Annotated in this window: 15 protein-coding genes and 3 pseudogenes; 13 read left to right on the top strand and 5 right to left on the bottom strand. The window is 71.5% G+C overall.

Features of this window, described 5'->3' with window-relative positions; genetic code table 11:
• Nucleotides 1-100 (top strand): annotated as a pseudogene (locus ACIBJF_RS27210) (RNA-guided endonuclease TnpB family protein); the annotation flags it as partial.
• 37 nt (nt 101-137) lie between these two features.
• Here ACIBJF_RS27210 and ACIBJF_RS27215 read toward each other — a convergent pair.
• Nucleotides 138-524 carry a PIG-L deacetylase family protein gene (locus ACIBJF_RS27215; RefSeq protein WP_399177526.1) on the bottom strand — a complete coding sequence of 129 codons (387 nt, stop codon included), beginning with the start codon at nt 522-524 and terminating at the stop codon, nt 138-140.
• A 30-nt stretch (nt 525-554) separates the two neighbouring features.
• Here ACIBJF_RS27215 and ACIBJF_RS27220 point away from each other — a divergent pair.
• From ACIBJF_RS27220 to ACIBJF_RS27265, 10 genes and pseudogenes are all read left to right on the top strand, one after another.
• Nucleotides 555-1,009 (top strand): annotated as a pseudogene (locus tag ACIBJF_RS27220) (hypothetical protein).
• A 151-nt stretch (nt 1,010-1,160) separates the two neighbouring features.
• Complete coding sequence (locus ACIBJF_RS27225) at nt 1,161-1,712, top strand: YciI family protein (RefSeq protein WP_399177528.1); 552 nt, start codon at nt 1,161-1,163, stop codon at nt 1,710-1,712.
• Nucleotides 1,713-1,972: 260 nt separating this feature from the next.
• Nucleotides 1,973-3,637, top strand: a complete 1,665-nt coding sequence (locus tag ACIBJF_RS27230) for an alkaline phosphatase family protein (RefSeq protein WP_399177530.1) — start codon at nt 1,973-1,975, stop codon at nt 3,635-3,637.
• 359 nt (nt 3,638-3,996) lie between these two features.
• A complete protein-coding gene (locus tag ACIBJF_RS27235; RefSeq protein WP_399177532.1) occupies nt 3,997-4,554 on the top strand; it encodes a lamin tail domain-containing protein in 558 nt (185 codons plus the stop codon).
• 149 nt (nt 4,555-4,703) lie between these two features.
• A pseudogene (locus tag ACIBJF_RS27240) lies at nt 4,704-5,854 on the top strand (sulfite reductase flavoprotein subunit alpha); the annotation flags it as partial.
• A gap of 155 nt (nt 5,855-6,009) precedes the next feature.
• Nucleotides 6,010-7,026, top strand: a complete 1,017-nt coding sequence (locus ACIBJF_RS27245) for a cytochrome c oxidase assembly protein (RefSeq protein WP_399177534.1) — start codon at nt 6,010-6,012, stop codon at nt 7,024-7,026.
• 66 nt (nt 7,027-7,092) lie between these two features.
• Complete coding sequence (locus ACIBJF_RS27250) at nt 7,093-7,752, top strand: flavin reductase family protein (RefSeq protein ID WP_399177535.1); 660 nt, start codon at nt 7,093-7,095, stop codon at nt 7,750-7,752.
• Between the two features lie 124 nt (nt 7,753-7,876).
• A complete protein-coding gene (locus ACIBJF_RS27255; RefSeq protein ID WP_399177537.1) occupies nt 7,877-9,139 on the top strand; it encodes an FAD-dependent oxidoreductase in 1,263 nt (420 codons plus the stop codon).
• A gap of 95 nt (nt 9,140-9,234) precedes the next feature.
• The gene (locus ACIBJF_RS27260; RefSeq protein WP_399177540.1) at nt 9,235-9,576 is read left to right on the top strand and encodes a YciI family protein; all 342 of its coding nucleotides are present in this window, start codon (nt 9,235-9,237) and stop codon (nt 9,574-9,576) included.
• Nucleotides 9,563-10,798 (top strand): RNA polymerase sigma factor, encoded by a 1,236-nt coding sequence (locus ACIBJF_RS27265; RefSeq protein WP_399177543.1) that lies wholly within the window; start codon nt 9,563-9,565, stop codon nt 10,796-10,798. The genes ACIBJF_RS27260 and ACIBJF_RS27265 overlap by 14 nt, the downstream gene beginning before the upstream one ends.
• Nucleotides 10,799-10,978: 180 nt before the next feature.
• On the opposite strand, the gene ACIBJF_RS27270 is transcribed toward ACIBJF_RS27265, so the two are convergent.
• From ACIBJF_RS27270 to ACIBJF_RS27285, 4 genes are all read right to left on the bottom strand, one after another.
• On the bottom strand, nt 10,979-12,037 hold the full coding sequence (locus ACIBJF_RS27270) for an LLM class flavin-dependent oxidoreductase (protein ID WP_399177545.1): 1,059 nt from the start codon (nt 12,035-12,037) through the stop codon (nt 10,979-10,981).
• The gene (locus ACIBJF_RS27275; protein WP_399177547.1) at nt 12,037-12,543 is read right to left on the bottom strand and encodes an SRPBCC family protein; all 507 of its coding nucleotides are present in this window, start codon (nt 12,541-12,543) and stop codon (nt 12,037-12,039) included. Before ACIBJF_RS27275 ends, ACIBJF_RS27270 begins: the two co-directional genes overlap by 1 nt.
• Before the next feature lie 86 nt (nt 12,544-12,629).
• Nucleotides 12,630-13,130: a winged helix-turn-helix transcriptional regulator gene (locus ACIBJF_RS27280; protein ID WP_399177549.1), complete on the bottom strand. Its 501-nt coding sequence runs from the start codon at nt 13,128-13,130 to the stop codon at nt 12,630-12,632.
• Between the two features lie 156 nt (nt 13,131-13,286).
• Complete coding sequence (locus tag ACIBJF_RS27285; RefSeq protein WP_399177551.1) at nt 13,287-13,808, bottom strand: GNAT family N-acetyltransferase; 522 nt, start codon at nt 13,806-13,808, stop codon at nt 13,287-13,289.
• Here ACIBJF_RS27285 and ACIBJF_RS27290 point away from each other — a divergent pair.
• Both ACIBJF_RS27290 and ACIBJF_RS27295 read left to right on the top strand, forming a co-directional pair.
• On the top strand, nt 13,807-14,397 hold the full coding sequence (locus ACIBJF_RS27290) for a helix-turn-helix domain-containing protein (RefSeq protein WP_399177553.1): 591 nt from the start codon (nt 13,807-13,809) through the stop codon (nt 14,395-14,397). The genes ACIBJF_RS27285 and ACIBJF_RS27290 overlap by 2 nt on opposite strands.
• Nucleotides 14,394-15,626 (top strand): MFS transporter, encoded by a 1,233-nt coding sequence (locus ACIBJF_RS27295; protein WP_399177555.1) that lies wholly within the window; start codon nt 14,394-14,396, stop codon nt 15,624-15,626. The genes ACIBJF_RS27290 and ACIBJF_RS27295 overlap by 4 nt, the downstream gene beginning before the upstream one ends.
• Nucleotides 15,627-15,672 lie beyond the last annotated feature (46 nt).

Genomic DNA, 15,672 nt, shown 5'->3' on the forward strand with positions numbered 1-15,672 from the left:
TGGAGCCGTGTCCCCCAGGGACAAGAACTCCGCCCGCGTGATGCTGGTCCGGGCAGGTTGGAACCCGGACGGTGCCGAGGGCGTAAGACCACCCGGGGCCGCCGGCTCCGGTGGCGGCCTGAGCCGTAAATCCCCGCTCAGCCCTGGAGGGTGGAGAATCCACTCCCTTCAGGGAGGGGAGCCTTCAATCCTTCCTCGCGCAGGACGGCGGCCAACCGCCCGGCCGCCTCCTCCGGGTCCGCCCGCACGAAACGTGCCCGGTCCGGCGGATCCGGGTAGAGCACCGCACCGTGGCCGCTGTCCGCATACCCCAGATGCACCACACGCTGCACGCCCAGCAGTGCAGCGCTCGCCCGAAGCTCCGTCAGTCGCGGCGCTCCGCCATCCGGCACGGCGCCCATGAGCCCGTCCGTGGCGACCACGATCACGACGCGATGCCCCTCGGCCGCGGCCCGCGCGAGCGTGCCTCCCGTCAGGAACACCTCGTCGTCAGGGTGGGCGTGAAAGGCCAGGACGGTTGCCATGAGCCCATCCTGCACCAGGACGGTGAGCGCATGGCAGCGCGCGTCCAGGTCTCTCTCGGCGTGGAGTTGGGCTGGCCGCTCACGCATGAGGAGGTCGTCGAGCGCTTCATCGGGCGCTCGGACGCCGTCATCCGTGAGCAGGTCGCCGCCCGGCTGGGTGAGGAGACCGCGGCGGTCTGGGCGGAGCGGTTCGAACAGCTCCACGCGAGGCCGTGAACGCCGATCTCGCGCCGGTGGACGGGCTGTCCGAGGCGCTGGACGCGATTGCCTGCCGACCGGCGCGGCCTCCAGCGGGTCCCTACAGCGCCACCGAAGTCGCCCGTGGCAAACCTGCCCCCGACCTGTTCCTGCATGCCGCTCGGGCGGCCGGCATGCGTGCCTTCTGGTACGCCGGCGGACTCACCCCGGCCGAACGGCTCGAAGGCCCTGGCACGGCCGTCTTCCACGACATGCGCAAACTGCCCGCACTCATCACCGAGCAGTGAGTCCTCGACGACCGAGCGGAGGGATGACGACGTGCGCGCCCCGGCCAGGGCGTTGTGAGGCAGCGTGGCCAGACGGGGGTCGCGGTCCATCGAGAGCGTTCTCACAGACAATCACCGTGCTCTCGTACCCCGGCACCGACAGACTGCGGGCATGGAATTCTTCTGCTACCACCGCGATCGGCGAGGCTCGCTGGAGCTGCGCACGGAGCTCCTGGAGGCGCACTGGTCGTACATGGACCGGTTCGACAAGGAGATGATCGCCCGCGGTCCGGCCCTCACCAGTGACGGTGAAGTGCCCACCGGCAGCGTGCACATCGTCGACCTGCCCGATCCCGCCGCCGCCCGCGCGTTCGCCTTCGACGAGCCCGGCTACCAGGCCGGCATGTACCGTGACGTGCTGCTGCGCCGATGGCGCAACATGCTGGGGCGCACCATGTGGGACTTCCCCGGCGGGCGGACCGGCGGCCGCCGGTACCTCGTGCTCGGCCTCGGCCAGGGACGGGCCGCCGACCTCACCGTGCCGCCGGACCGGAACGAGCTGATCGCATACGGACCACTGCTGTCCGACGACGGCAACACCTGGCTGGGTACGGCAGCCCTGCTCCGGGCCCCGGACCCGGACACGGCACGCGCCGTGCTGACCGTGGACCGGTATGCCGAGATCGAGGTCCACGACTGGCAGTTCGGCGGACGGCCATCATGAACCCCGCGGGAGGCCCCGCCGAACTCGGCGCGTGCGCCTGCTCCCGCCCGGCCATCTGGCATAGGAGGCGAAGGGCCGTCTTCTCTGCGTGACGGCTGCGACCTGAGTGGCTGTCAGGAGGGCAGAAGTCTTTGCCGGCGCCGATACGTTTCTTGGGCTGGACACGGCATGACGGTCCGCTGGTGTACATGTTCCACCTCTCGGATGTCGGTGCGCGACGCGCACCCGCTCGCCGGCTCGACACAGTCCGAGGAGAAGCCATGTCCCGACGTCCGGCCCACCCCGCACGTTCCGTCACGGCGGCTGCGGCCGCGCTGGCCGCGGTTGGTGCGCTCACCGCCGCGGCCGTGCCCGGCTCGGCGCACGCCTCCGCACACCCGCACCAGGCTGCCCGCCATGTCCTGCTGCTGTCCGTCGACGGTCTGCACCAGTCCGACCTGGCCTGGTACATCGCCCGTCACCCCCACTCGGCGCTCGCCGGGCTCACCGCAGGCGGCGTGCAGTACACCCACGCGGCGACCACCAACCCCTCCGACTCCTTCCCGGGCATGATCGGCCAGCTCACGGGCGGCGACCCGGGCACCACGGGCGTCTACTACGACGACACCTACAGCTCCGCCCTCCTGCCGGCCGGCACGACCGACTGCACCGGCGCCAAGCCCGGTGCCGAGGTGGACCTCACCGAGGACCTCGACCGGAACAAGGACTCCCTCGACGCCGGTCAGGGCCTGAGCGGCCTGCCCGGCAGCATCCTGCAGATGACCGGCGACTCCGCCCGGCTCATCGACCCGTCGAAGCTGCCGGTCGACCCGACGACCTGCAGACCGCTCTACCCTCACTCCTACCTGAGGGTGAACACCGTCTTCGACGTGGTCCGCACGGCCGGCCTGCGCACCGCCTGGTCCGACAAGCACGCCGCCTACGACATCCTCGACGGCCCCTCCGGCAACGGCATTCAGGACCTGTTCACGCCCGAGATCAACAGCAAGGCCATCGGCTACAACGCGGGTGACTGGACGAAGGACAACGCCGCGACCGAGCAGTACGACGGGTACAAGGCGCAAGCCGTGCTCAACGAGATCGACGGCTACGACCACAGCCGTACCCACGAGGTCGGCACCCCGGCGGTCTTCGGCATGAACTTCCAGTCCGTCTCGACGGCCCAGAAGCTGCCCACCTCCGACGGTCTGACGGGCGGTTACCAGGCGAAGGGCGTGCCCGGCCCCCTTGTGGTGAAGAACCTCGACTTCGTCGACCGGCAGGTCGGTGCGTTCCTCGCCGAACTCCGCGAGCGGCACCTCGCCGACAGCACCACCGTCATCCTGTCCGCCAAGCACGGACAGTCGCCCACCGACCCCACGGCGCTGACCCGCATCGACGACGGCCCGCTGCTCGACGGCCTCAACGCCGCCTGGAAGGCCGCCCACCCGGGTTCCGGCGACCTCGTGGCCCACGCTGTGGACGATGACGCCATGTTGATCTGGCTCACCGACCGTTCCCCGGCCGCCACCGGCTTCGCCAAGGCCTACCTGCTCGCCCGGTCCGGCACGGGCAACGACATCGACGGCAAGGCCAAGCCGTTCACCGCGAGCGGTCTGCAGGCCCTCTACGCGGGCGCGGCCGCCGCCCGGTACTTCCACGCCCGGCCGGGCGACTCCCGCGTGCCCGACCTGGCCGGCGTCACCCAGTACGGCGTCGTCTACACCGGCGGCAAGGGCAAGATCGCCGAGCACGGAGGCGCCCACGCCGACGACCTCGACGTCCCGCTCGTCGTCTCCGGCGCCGCCGCCCCGCAGGGCGTACGCGTCGACGGACCGGTGCACACCACGCAGATCGCCCCGACCATCCTGCGGCTGCTGGGCCTGGACCCGCAGGACCTGGACGCCGTCCGTATCGAGCACACCCCGGCGCTTCCCGTCCGCTGACCCTCGCACCCCCGCGCCGCTCGGACGCCTCCTCCGGACGGCGTACCGCTTTGTTACACACTTTCGGGTGGTCGGCTCGGGTGGCGCGTGGGGTGGCGGAATCCGGGGTTGGTTGCCTCGGGCTCATGTTTTCAAGGCGAGCGCGGCTGACAGGCCATCAACGTTCCGCATTCAGAACATAAATGGTCATTGCAGACGAGAGTCATAGATTCATGCAGGATCCGTTATGTACTACGTGTTTTCTTCATAAATCGGGACGTAGGTAGCAATGTGTGCATGTGTGGCCGACCGGTCGCCGACTCCCACCACGCATCCTCGTGAAGGGGGACCTAGTGTCCGTTTCTTCTTCCGCCCGCCGTATGACCGCAGCCGCTGCCGTGGCCGCAGCCATCGTGGGCACCGCGGCGCTCCCGGCCGCTGCCGTCGGCCACCAGTTGGGCCGTATGCACCACGCGGAGGCGTACATCAGCGGCGTACAGCACGACTGGCAGGGCCGGGACTACCGCTCCAACCGCTCGCTGAACAAGGAGTGGGTGGACATCACGAACGACTCCCGCCGGGGGAGGAACCTGAACGGCTGGACGCTGTCCGACCGGGACGGCTACACCTACACCTTCCGCCACGTGTGGCTGGAGGGCCGGGCCACCGTCCGCGTGCACACCGGGATCGGCCGCGACACCAGGAACGACCTCTACCAGGACCGCCGTCACCGCGTGTGGGACGTCAACGCCGACACCGCGGCCCTGCGCGACGACCGCGGCCGCCTCGTCGACTCCGTCTCCTGGGGCCGCCGCACCCACCGCTGGGACATGGACCGCCGCGACGGGGCCGGATGGCACCACGGCGACGGCCGCTACCGCCTTGGTGCCGGCGAGTACCACCACGGCGACTACCACCACGGCGACTACCGTCACTGATCCGTCGGCCCGCGGCCCAAGGCCCCGGGTGCACTGCTGAAGGCACACCTGCACGGGGCCGGCCCCGGACGGCCGCACGCCGTCCGGGGCTGTCCCCTCACACCCTCGCGTTGCGGAGCACCGACCGGCCGGCCCCGGCCGACTCCATTCCCGCAGCGCCCGCGGCTCCCCGGCCGAGCCGCAGGCCCACCCCCGTCACCGCCCGCCTCACCGGCAACCGCCTGCTCAGCCCGCCCGGCGGGGGCAAGGAAGTCCGCCGCTTCACCTTCGCCACCCGCGACAGCGACACCCCGCTGGTCTACGAGGCCGGCGACGCCCTGGCCGTCCACCCGGTCAACTCGCCGGACCTCGTGACGGAGTGGCTCGCCGTGACCGGTCTGGACGCGGACGCGGCCGTTCAGATCAAGAACGTCGGAGAGGCGCCGTTCGCCGAGGCCCTGCTGCGCCACCTCGACATACCCGCATCACTGCCGAACTGCTGCGCTTCGCCGCCGAGCGGGCCCGCGACCCGCGCGAGCCGCGCAAGCTCCTGCGGCCGGACAACAAGGGCGAGCCGGCGCAGTGGTCCTGGGGACGCCAGGCCGTCGACGTGGTCGCCGAGTTCGGCATCCGGGCCGGGGCACAGGAGTGGGCCGCCCTGCTGGGGCGCCTGCAACCCCGCATGTACTCCATATCCTCCAGCCTCCTCACGGACCCCCACCTGGTGTCGCTGACCGTCTCCGTCGTCCGGTACGAGAACCTGGCCGGCCGGCCCCGCCAGGGCGTCTGCTCGCCCTTCCTCGCCGACGCCGAACCCGGTGCCCCGGTACCGGTCCGGGGCCGGCGGGCACCGCACTTCCGTCCGCCCGCCGACCCCGCCACACCGGCGGTGATGGTGGGCCCGGGCACGGGCATCGCGCCGTTCGTCGGTTTGCTGGAGGAACGCCGGGCCCGCGGCCACCGCGCCCCGAACTGGCTGTCCTTCGGCGAACAGCACCGCGCGACGGACTTCTACTACGAGCAGGAGCTGACCGCGTTCGTGGCCGAGGGCACGCTCGCCCGCCTGGACACTGCCTTCTCCCGTGACCAGCGCGCCAAGGTCTACGTACAGGACCGGATGCGCGAGCACGGGCCCCTGCCGTGGTCCCGGCTCCGCGACGGCGCCCACCTCTACGTCTGCGGCGACGCCTCCCGCATGGCCAAGGACGCCGACCGGGCCCTCCGCGAGATCGCCATGGTCCACGGCGGCCTGGACGAGGCGGAGACGGCATACGTCAGACAGCTCGGCGCCGAGAAGCGGTACGTACGGGACGTGTACTGACCCGGATCGTACCAGCGCCCCGTCCCGCTCGATCCCCGCTTTTCACCCCGGCGTGCGGCACCCCGATGCCCGCTGTCGGGGCCTGGGGGACTAGCGTCTTCCCGTTACGGATCCGGGCCGGTTCTTCCGTGTCGAGCCGAAGGAGGACGATCTGCATGGATGGTCACGCGATGACCGAACTGTCGGAGGGCCAGCTCCCCGAGCTGACCACGGGGCGTCTGCTGTCCACCTGGCACCTGGACGTCCCCGCGCTGCTGCTGGTCATCGCCCTGGGCGCGCTCTACGGCTGGGGCGTCGCGCGGCTGCGGAAGCGGGGTACGCCCTGGCCGCCGGCCCGGGTTGTCGCGTTCGCGCTGCTCGGCCTGGGCGCACTGGTGGTGGCCACGATGTCCGCCCTGGCCGTGTACGACCACGTGCTGTTCTGGCCGGCCGCCGTGCAGAACATCCTCCTCGACCTCGTCGCACCCCTGGGCCTGGCCCTCGGCGATCCGCTGCGGCTCGCCGTCGAGGCACTGCCGGAGGGGGCCGCCGGACGAGTGCGCCGGGCCATGTCCGGCCGTCTGGTGCGGGTGCTGACGTTCCCGCTGGTCAGTACGGCTCTGGTGCTGGGCACCGAGCTGACGGTGTATTTCACGCCGTACTTCGAGACCGCCCTGCGCGTGGGCTGGCTGCACGAACTGATGTATCTGCACCTGCTGGTGGCCGGATGCCTGTTCGTCGTACCGGTGCTGACCCACGAAGCGGCGCTGCCCGCCTGGTGCACCCACCCGGTACGGGCGGCGCTGGTGTTCCTGGACGGCATCGTCGACGCGGTCCCGGGTGTCGTGGTGATGACGCACAGCACGCTGATCGCGGGCGCCTGGTACCTGCACCACGCGCCGACCTGGTCCCCGGACGTGGAGCACGACCAGCAGATCGGCGGCGGCGCGATGCTCAGCATCGCCGAGCTGGTCGCGTTGCCCTTCCTGCTGGCGCTGCTGTTCCAGTGGGCGCGGGCGGAGCGGGTCCAGACCGCGGCCCTCGACCGCCGCCTCGACGCGGAACTCGCTCCCGTCGCGGCACCTTCCCCGGACCACGGCCAGGCAGCCGTTCCCGAACGGGTGCGCCCCTGGTGGGAGACCGAACAGAACGAGGTGGCCGCGCGGATCCGGAGCCAGCACCGGGAGAAGTGAGCCTGTCATGATCGCGTGTGCACGGTTCGGCTCCCGCCGAACGGCCAGCGCCCTACCGTCACCCGCATGGACACCGCACCGCACCCGGTCGGGAACACCGGCACCCGCCTGGCCATCACCCCGAGCATTCTGTACTTCGGCACCCCCGTCGTGCTGCTGACCACCGAGAACGCCGACGGCACCTTCAATCTGGCGCCGATCTCCTCGGCCTGGGCGCTCGGGCAGGTCGTGGTGCTGGGACTCGGCAGACAGGGGCAGACCGGAGCGAACCTGGCGGCCCGGCCGGAGCTGGTCATCAGCCTGCCCGAACCCGGGCACTGGGCGGCCGTCGAGCGACTGGGCGAGCTCACCGGCCGGCCCGCGGCGGCCGGGCACGGACCGCGCCGCGCCCGCTACGAGCCGGACAAGTTCACGGCGGCCGGCTTCCGGGCCCAGGCCTCGCACACCGTCCGCCCGCCGCGGGTGGCCGAATGCCCGATCCAGCTGGAGGCGCGGGCCGTCCGTGTGGGCACCGACGCCGCCGGGGACTTCCTGATAGTCGAGGCCCGGGTGCTGAAGGTGCGCGCCGACCCGCGCCTGGTGGTCCCCGGAACCCAGCACATCGAGCCCGCGGCCTGGAGCCCGCTGATCTACAACTTCCGGCACTACTTCGGACTCGGCCCCGAGCTCGGGCACAGCGGAATCTCCGAAACGCCGAGCAGGAGCGCCGTCGCCTCCGTTCGCTGAGCGCCGCGCCCACGGCGCGGCGGCGCGGTCGGGGGGAGGCCGGAATCCGCCCGAAGGAGTAGGCTGGATATTCATCGAATGGTGAATTAGCTGAACCGAGGGTCTCGTGAAAGGGCAGACCGCCATGGAACAGACCACATGCTGCGTCGTCGGAGGCGGCCCCGCGGGCATGGTGCTCGCTCTGCTGCTGGCCCGGTCCGGTGTCCCGGTGACGGTGCTGGAGAAGCACGGCGACTTCCTGCGCGACTTCCGCGGCGACACCGTCCACCCCTCCACGCTGGCGCTGCTGGACGACCTCGGTCTGGCCGAGCGCTTCGCCGAGCTGCCGCAACGCAGGGTCCGCACCGTCCAGTTGCCCATCGGAACCGACGGCGCGGTGGTCAGGGTCGGGGACCTCTCGGTCCTGCCAGGTCCCTACAACTACGTGGCGATGGTGCCCCAGTGGGACCTGCTGGACCTGCTCGCCGACGAGGCCCGGCGCGAGCCGTCCTTCGAGCTGCGGATGAACACGGAGGCGACCGGCTTCCTGATCGAATCCGGACGGGTGAACGGGGTGCGCTACCGCACCGCCGACGGCCGCACCGGCGAGTTGCGCGCCCTGCTCACCGTCGCCTGCGACGGCCGCGGCTCACTGGCCCGTTCCCGCCCGGAGCTGCGCCTGCGCCGCTTCCCCTGCCCGATGGACGCCTGGTGGTTCCGGCTGCCGCGCCGGGACAGCGATCCGCAAGGGCTCTACGGCGCCGCCGGTGACCGCTTCCTGACCGCGATGATCGACCGCGGCGACTACTGGCAGTGCGCCGGGCTCATCCCCAAGGGCACCGACGCCCGGCGCCGCGCCGCCGGCCTCGACCGCTTCCGGGCCGACTTCACCGCGGCCGTCCCCTGGATCGCCGACCGCGCGCACGCCCTGCGCTCGTGGGACGAGGTCAAGCTGCTCGACGTACGCCTCGACCGCCTGCGCCGCTGGCACCGACCCGGCCTGCTGTGCATCGGCGACGCCGCGCACGCGATGTCCCCGATCTTCGGCATCGGCATCAACCTCGCGGTCCAGGACGCCGTGGCCGCCGCCCGCTACCTCACCGAGCCACTGCGCCGGGGGAAGGTGGACCGGCGCGACGTAGGCCGTCTGCAGCGCCGCCGCCGTCCCACCACGGTCGCCACACAGACCCTCCAGCGGGTGGCCCACGCCCGCCTCATCGCTCCCGTCCTGCAGGGCCGGCCACCTTTCGGGCGGGAGCAGCGGGCCCGGCGCATGGCGCGGCTGCTCGCCGAGTCACGGTGGGTGCGCCGGCTGCCCGCGTACTTCATCGGCTACGGCGCACTCAAGGAACGGCCTCCCGAATCGGCCGTGCGGCGGGCACGGGCGGACACCGAGCCGGTCGGATGACATGGTCGGACTGAAATTGCCGGGACGTTCCTGTCCTGCGGGCGTCGGCTCGTTCGTCGTGAAGGTGGACGGCAGACACGACCAAGGAGGACACCATGAAGTACGTACTGCTTCTGACGCGCGGCGCCTGGCAGGAAGAGGGCTCCGACCAGGAACGCGGAGAGGTTTACGGCCGGCTCATGGAATGGTTCACCAAGCACCGCGCCGACGGCACGATCGTCGACGCCCAGCAGCTCCGCGAACCCGACACCGCGACCACGGTCGTGGTCGAGGAGGGCCGCTCCACCATGATCGACCGCCCGCTGCTGGAGGCCAAGGAGGCGATCGGCGGCTACGCGGTCGTCGAGGTGCCCGACCTGGACGCCGCCCTGGAACTGGCGGCGAGCTTCCCGGTGCCGGACGGCAAGGTGGAGGTGCGTCCGCTTGTCGAGCGCTGACCCGTCAGGCGCCGGGGACACCCGGTCGCTGATCGAGCGGGTCTTCCGCGAGGAGGCGGGCCGGCTGACCGCCAGCCTGGTCCGCCTCCTCGGCGACTTCGACCTGGCCGAGGAGATGGTCAGCGAAGCCGTCGTCGAGGCGCTGCGGCACTGGCCGAGCACCGGCCCGCCCAGGCGGCCCGGAGCCTGGCTCCTGACCTGCGCGCGCAACAGGGCCCTCGACCGCATCCGCCGCGAGGCCCGCTTCCAGGACCGGCTCCCGCAGCTCGCGGCCCGCATCGAGGCGCTGCCCGAGACGGCCGAGCGCGAGCCGGACGACCGCCTCCGGCTCATCTTCACCTGCTGCCACCCGGCGCTGGACCCGGACGCCCAGGTCGCGCTGACCCTGCGCGCCGTCGTGGGCCTGACCACCGCCGAGATCGCGCGGGCGTTCCTGGTGCCCGAGGCCACCCTCGCCAAGCGGGTGACCCGGGCCAAGAAGAAGATCGCCACCGCCGGCATCCCCTACCGCGCGCCCGAGCCCGAGGAGCGCGCCGCACGACTGCCCCAGGTCATGCGCGTGGTCTACCTCGTCGTCAACGAGGGCTGCTTCACCACCGGGGGAGATCTGGGGGTGCGGCGCGAACTGGTCGACGACGCCGAATGGCTCGCCGCCCTCCTCGCCGGCTCACTGCCCCGGGAACCGGAACCCCTCGCCCTGCTCGCCCTGATCCGCCTGCACGCGGCCCGCTGGTCCGCCCGCCTGGACCCCGAGGGGCGGCTCGTTCCGCTCGCCGACCAGGACCGCACCCGGTGGGACGGCCGGCGCATCCGCAGTGCCACCGCCCTCATCGAGCGGGCGGCCACGCTCGGCAGGCCGGGCCCGTACCAGATCGAGGCCGCCATCGCCGCCGTGCACTGCGAGGCCCCCACCTGGAAGGACACCGACTGGCCCCAACTGTTGCGCCTGTACGACATGTTGCTGGCCGTCGACCCGTCACCGGTGGTGCGCCTGAACCGTGCGATCGTGCTCAGCCACACCGACGGCCCGGCCATCGCGCTGGCCCAAGTCGAGGCTCTCGGTGATCGGTTGGGCCGCTACCACCTGTTCCACGCCACCCGGGCCGCACTCCTGCGCGACCTCGGCCGCGACGCGGAGGCCACCGAGGCCGACCGACAGGCCCTCCGCCTCACCGCCAACCCCGCCGAGCGCTCCCTGCTCACCGCCCGCCTGACACCGTAGACGTGCCACGGGCTTCAGGGGGGCCCTGCGTTCGCCGGAGGTCCGCCCGGAGGGCAGCGGCCGGAGCATGTTCCCGTGACACGACGGCCCTCACCACGTCCTCGGCGTGCCGTACGCCGTAAGCCGGTGTTGTGCGCGCCGCCAGCGTGATCTGGTCCGCCGGTCCACGGCACCGACACATCACGTCGTGCCGTCGACCTCTCGCACCAGCTCTATCGCCCTGGACAGGGTGTCCAGCCGGGCGTGCAGCGTCTCCCCGGCCGGGTACAGACGCACGGTGTCCACCCCGGCGGCGCGCCACACCCGGAGCCGGTCGCGCACCATGGCTTCGGTACCGATCAGCGTCGTACCCAGCACCATCTCGTCGGTCACCAGCGCCGCCGCGCCGTCCCGGTCGCCGGCCTGCCATCGCTCGCGCACCTCGGCGGCGACCTCGGCCCAGCCCTGACGGCTGTAGGCGTTGTTGTAGAAGTTGGTGGACGCCGACCCCATGCCGCCCAAGCTGAAGGCCAGTTCCTTCTTGCGCCGGGCGGTCATCGCGCCGAGGGCCTCCTCGTCGGGTGCGAAGGCGACCTCGGCGCCCTGGCAGACGTCCAGGTCTTCGCGGGTGCGGCCGCTGAGGGTCAGGCCGTCGTCGAGGTGGGTGAAGTAGGCGTCGTCCGCGCCTTCGGGTACGAAGCTGGTGCCCAGCCAGCCGTCGGCGACTTCTCCGGTGAGCCGCAGCATGGCCGGTGACAGGGCGGCCAGGTACAGCGGTACCGGGTGCTCGGCCCGCATCGACAGCCGCATGGGGACCGCCTCGCCGCCGGGCAGCGGGATGGTGAACTCCGCCCCCGAATAGGAGAGTTTGCCGCCGCCCAGCAGCCGCTGGACGATCTCCACGGTCTCCCGCATGCGGCGCAGCGGCCGGGCGAACGGCACCCCGTGCAGTCCCTCCATGACCTGCGGGCCGGAGGCTCCCAGGCCCAGCAGGAAGCGTCCGCCGGAGAGGTTGGACAGCGTGATGGCGGTCTGCGCGACGGCGGCCGGGGTACGGGTGCCCAGCTGCATGATCCCGGACCCCAGCAGCACCCGGTCGGTGAGCGCGGCGTAGTAGCCCAGCGCGGAGGGGGCGTCGGAGCCCCAGGCCTCGGCGACCCAGCAGATGTCCAGGCCCAGCTTCTCCGCCTCGACGACGAAGTCCGCCTGCTCGGACCAGTTCTCGCCGCCCGACGCCTCGATCGTGGTGGCCGTACGCATCACGCCTCCGCCTGCTTCTTGATGTGCCCGAGGGTCGTGGTGATGCTGCGCTCGAACTCGCGCAGCCGCACGAACACGATCTTCTGCTCCTTGTCCGGCATCCGGTCGATCGCGACGGAGAGCCCTGAGCGTCCCGGGCCCAACTGCATCCACTGCGACAGCTCCGTACCGCCGTTCTCGGGCCGCAGGCGGAAGCGCCAGATCGCGGAGGGGCTGGCGGGGTCCTGCACCGCCCAGGCGAGGACTCGCCCGGGTTCGCACTCGATGACGTGCGAGGTGGTGGACCACTCGCCGAACGCCTGGTGCTTGCTGTGGCCGACGAACCGGGCGCCCACGGTGGGTCCGTCGGCGCCGTCGAGCCATGCGACGGACTGGAGTTCCTCGCTCATGGCCGGCATCAAGGCGATGTCGCTGACCAATGCCCACACCCGCTCCGGTGGGGCGTCGATCCAGGTACGCACCTCGACCGTGGGTTTGTCCGCGTAGCGCGCGCCTGTCCACTCCACGTCAACCGGCCTCCTTGCCGTCAGGGGTGTGGCATCAGAGTTGCGTCATAAGACTTACCCTGTCAAGAGCGCGAATGCAGCCCTGATCAGGCCGCGCCGAACCGGCGTTGCACATCCGGCCGGCGCCTGAGCCGCTCGGGATAGCCGGGTCCCATGTGCATCGACGTCTCCTGGGCCGTCAGGGGGCGTCGGCAGACGGAGCACACCACCTCCGCCGTGGTGTCGTGGTCACACGCGTCGTGGTGGAACACCACCGGGACGCCCTCGTCACCGGCCAGCCATCGGTCGCCCCATCGGGACATCGTGGCCAGCACGGTGAAGAGGTCGCGCCCCTTCTCTGTCAGGACGTAGTCGTAGCGCGGTGGTTCGCTCTCGTAGAGCCGCTTCTCCAGTACCCCCTCGTCCACCAGACGGCGCAGCCGGTCGGTGAGGGTGTTGCGTGCGATCCCCAGTTCCTGCTGGAACTCGTCGAAGCGGCGGATGCCGTAGAACGCCTCCCGCACGACGAGGGGTGTCCAGGGGTCACCCAGCAGGTCGAGGGTGCGCGCGACGGAGCACGGCCAGTTGGCGAAGGACGTTCGTTTCATGTTCCCGATGGTAGTCAGTCTCGCAAAGAAACTCAGCAGGAGTGTGGCGGGCTCTGGATGCCCGATGACTCGTGTTCGCATGGAAGGGCACACCAACCCCAGTGCCAGTACCCCCGGTTAGGGTGCGCGCCATGGGCAAAGGAGTTCTCGGGCGGCTCAGGTGAGGAGCAGTCGCATGAGCGTCAGGTCGAGCCATCGGCCGAACTTGGTGCCCACCTCCGGCACGGTGCCGACATGCTGGAACCCGAACCGTTCGTGCAGCCGGATCGACGCGGTGTTCCCGGCTTCGATGCCGGCGATCATGACGTGGTGACCGGCAGTGCCTGCCGAGTCGATCAGGGCCGCCAGCAGTGCGGAGCCGATGCCGAGCCCGTGCCGGTCCTCGCGGACGTAGACCGAGTCCTCGACCGTGTAGCGGTATCCGTCCAGTGCCCGCCAGGGACCGTAGACGGCGAACCCGGCCACGTCGCCCGCCGTCTCGGCCACGAACGCCGAGCCCCGCTCCAGGTGGGTGGCGAGCCATGCGACGCTCTCGGGGGAGGACTGCGGGGTCTGGGTCCACAAGGCCGTGGAATGCTCGATCGCGTGGTTGCGGATGGCCCGGATGGCCTCCGCGTCACCGGGCAGGGCCCGGCGGACCGTGACGGCCGTAGAGCTTCTCTCGTATATTGGATCCATGTCCAACATAGTAGATCCACTGGTGGGTCGGATCGCTGCCCGAGTCCGCACCGAACGCGAACGGCGCCGGTGGACCCTGGCCCAGCTCGCGGACGTCTCCGGTGTGTCGCAGGCCATGATCAGCCGCATCGAGCGCGGGGAGAGCAGCCCCACCGCCGTCGTCCTGGGCAAGCTGTCGGCCGCGTTCCAGCTCAGCATCGCCTCCCTGCTGGCCCTGGCCGAAGGGACGCCGGACGGCTCCCCGAGCGTGACAGGCGTGCGCCGCCGGACGGACACGGCCGAGTGGCGGGACCCCGGCACCGGCTACCGGCGCCGCCAGATCACCGGCCCGGACTTTCCCGCCGAGGTCGCCGAGATCCACCTGCCCGCCGGCGCCCAGGTGCCGTATCCGGCCGCCGCCTTCGCGTTCGTCCGACAGGTCGTCTGGGTCCTGGAGGGCCATCTGACCTTCCACGACGGCGACACGGTCCACGAACTCGGCGCGGGCGACACCATCGAACTCGGCGAGCCCGCCGAGCGCGTCTTCGCCAACACCACCGACACGGAGTGCCGTTACGCGGTGATCCTCACCCGCGGCACGCAGCCATGACCCGCCCCCTTCCCCGAGGCGGCACGCTGCTCCTCGCCTCCATAGCCGGGACGGCGATCGCCAACAACTACGCCGTGCAGCCCGCGCTCACGGCCGTCGCCGCCGAACTGGGCGTCCCTCTCTCCGTGATCGGTCTCGTACCGACCGCCGCGCTCACCGGCTGCATGACCGGCTTCGCCCTCCTGCTTCCCCTCACCGATCACCTCGCCCCCAACCGCCTGGTGGCCGTCCAGCTCACCGCCCTGGCCGCCGCGCTCACCCTCGCCGCGACGGCACCCGGACCGGTCGTTCTGCTGGCCGCGTACCTGCTCGTCGGGGCGGCCGCCAGTGTCGCGGCCCAGGGAAGCAACATCGCGGGACGCCTTGCCGCGCCCGGGCGCCGCGGAACCGGCGTCGCCGCGGTGTCCGCCGGAATGTCGGCCGGCATCCTGCTCAGCCGCCTGGTGGGAGGAGCGCTCACCGACATGCTGGGATGGCGCCGGATGCTTCTCGTCTTCGCGGTGCTCGCCCTGCTCGGTGCGATCGCCGCGGCCGGGCTCCTGCCCCGGGAACGGCCTGCCGCCGACCGCAGTTACCGCGCCGCTCTGCTGTCACTGCATCCGTTGCCGCGCCGGTACCCCAAGTTGCGCCGCGCGGTGGTCATGGGCGGACTGTGGTACTTCGCCTTCAACATCATCTGGGTCGCCCTGGCCCTGGCCTTGGCCGAGCCTCCGTACTCCCTCGGCCCGACCACCATCGGCCTGTACAGCCTGGCCGGACTCCTGGGCTTCGGCGCACTCCCGCTCACCGGCCGACTCGCCGACCGCCACACCCCGGCCACGGTGATCATCGCCGCCATGCTGGCCGCGGCCGTCGGAACCGCGCTGCTGGCCACCGGACTGAACACCCCGCCGGCCACGGCCCTGGGCCTCGCCCTCTTCGACGCCGGCTGTTTCGCCGCCCAGGCCGCCAACCTCAGCAGCGTCATCGCTCTCGACCCGCACCGCTCCGGCAGCCTCACCAGCGTCTATCTCGTGCTGTACTTCACGGTCGGAGCCCTCGGCACCGCGCTCGCCGCACCCCTGCTCGACACCCTCGGCTGGCGGGGAACCGCCCTCACCGCACTCACCGCGCTGCTCCTCGCCGCCGCCCTTGCGCTCAGGCACGTCAAGACCGGCCTCACCGACCGGACTCGGCAACGCGATCCGCAAGCACCGGGGCGGGAGCGAGTGGGCGGATCAACGACCTGAGAACTCCCGGGGCGCATACGGCTGTGTGCCGGCACGGCGGCCATCG

This window comes from Streptomyces sp. NPDC050743, from assembly GCF_044456925.1.
Taxonomy (GTDB): domain Bacteria; phylum Actinomycetota; class Actinomycetes; order Streptomycetales; family Streptomycetaceae; genus Streptomyces.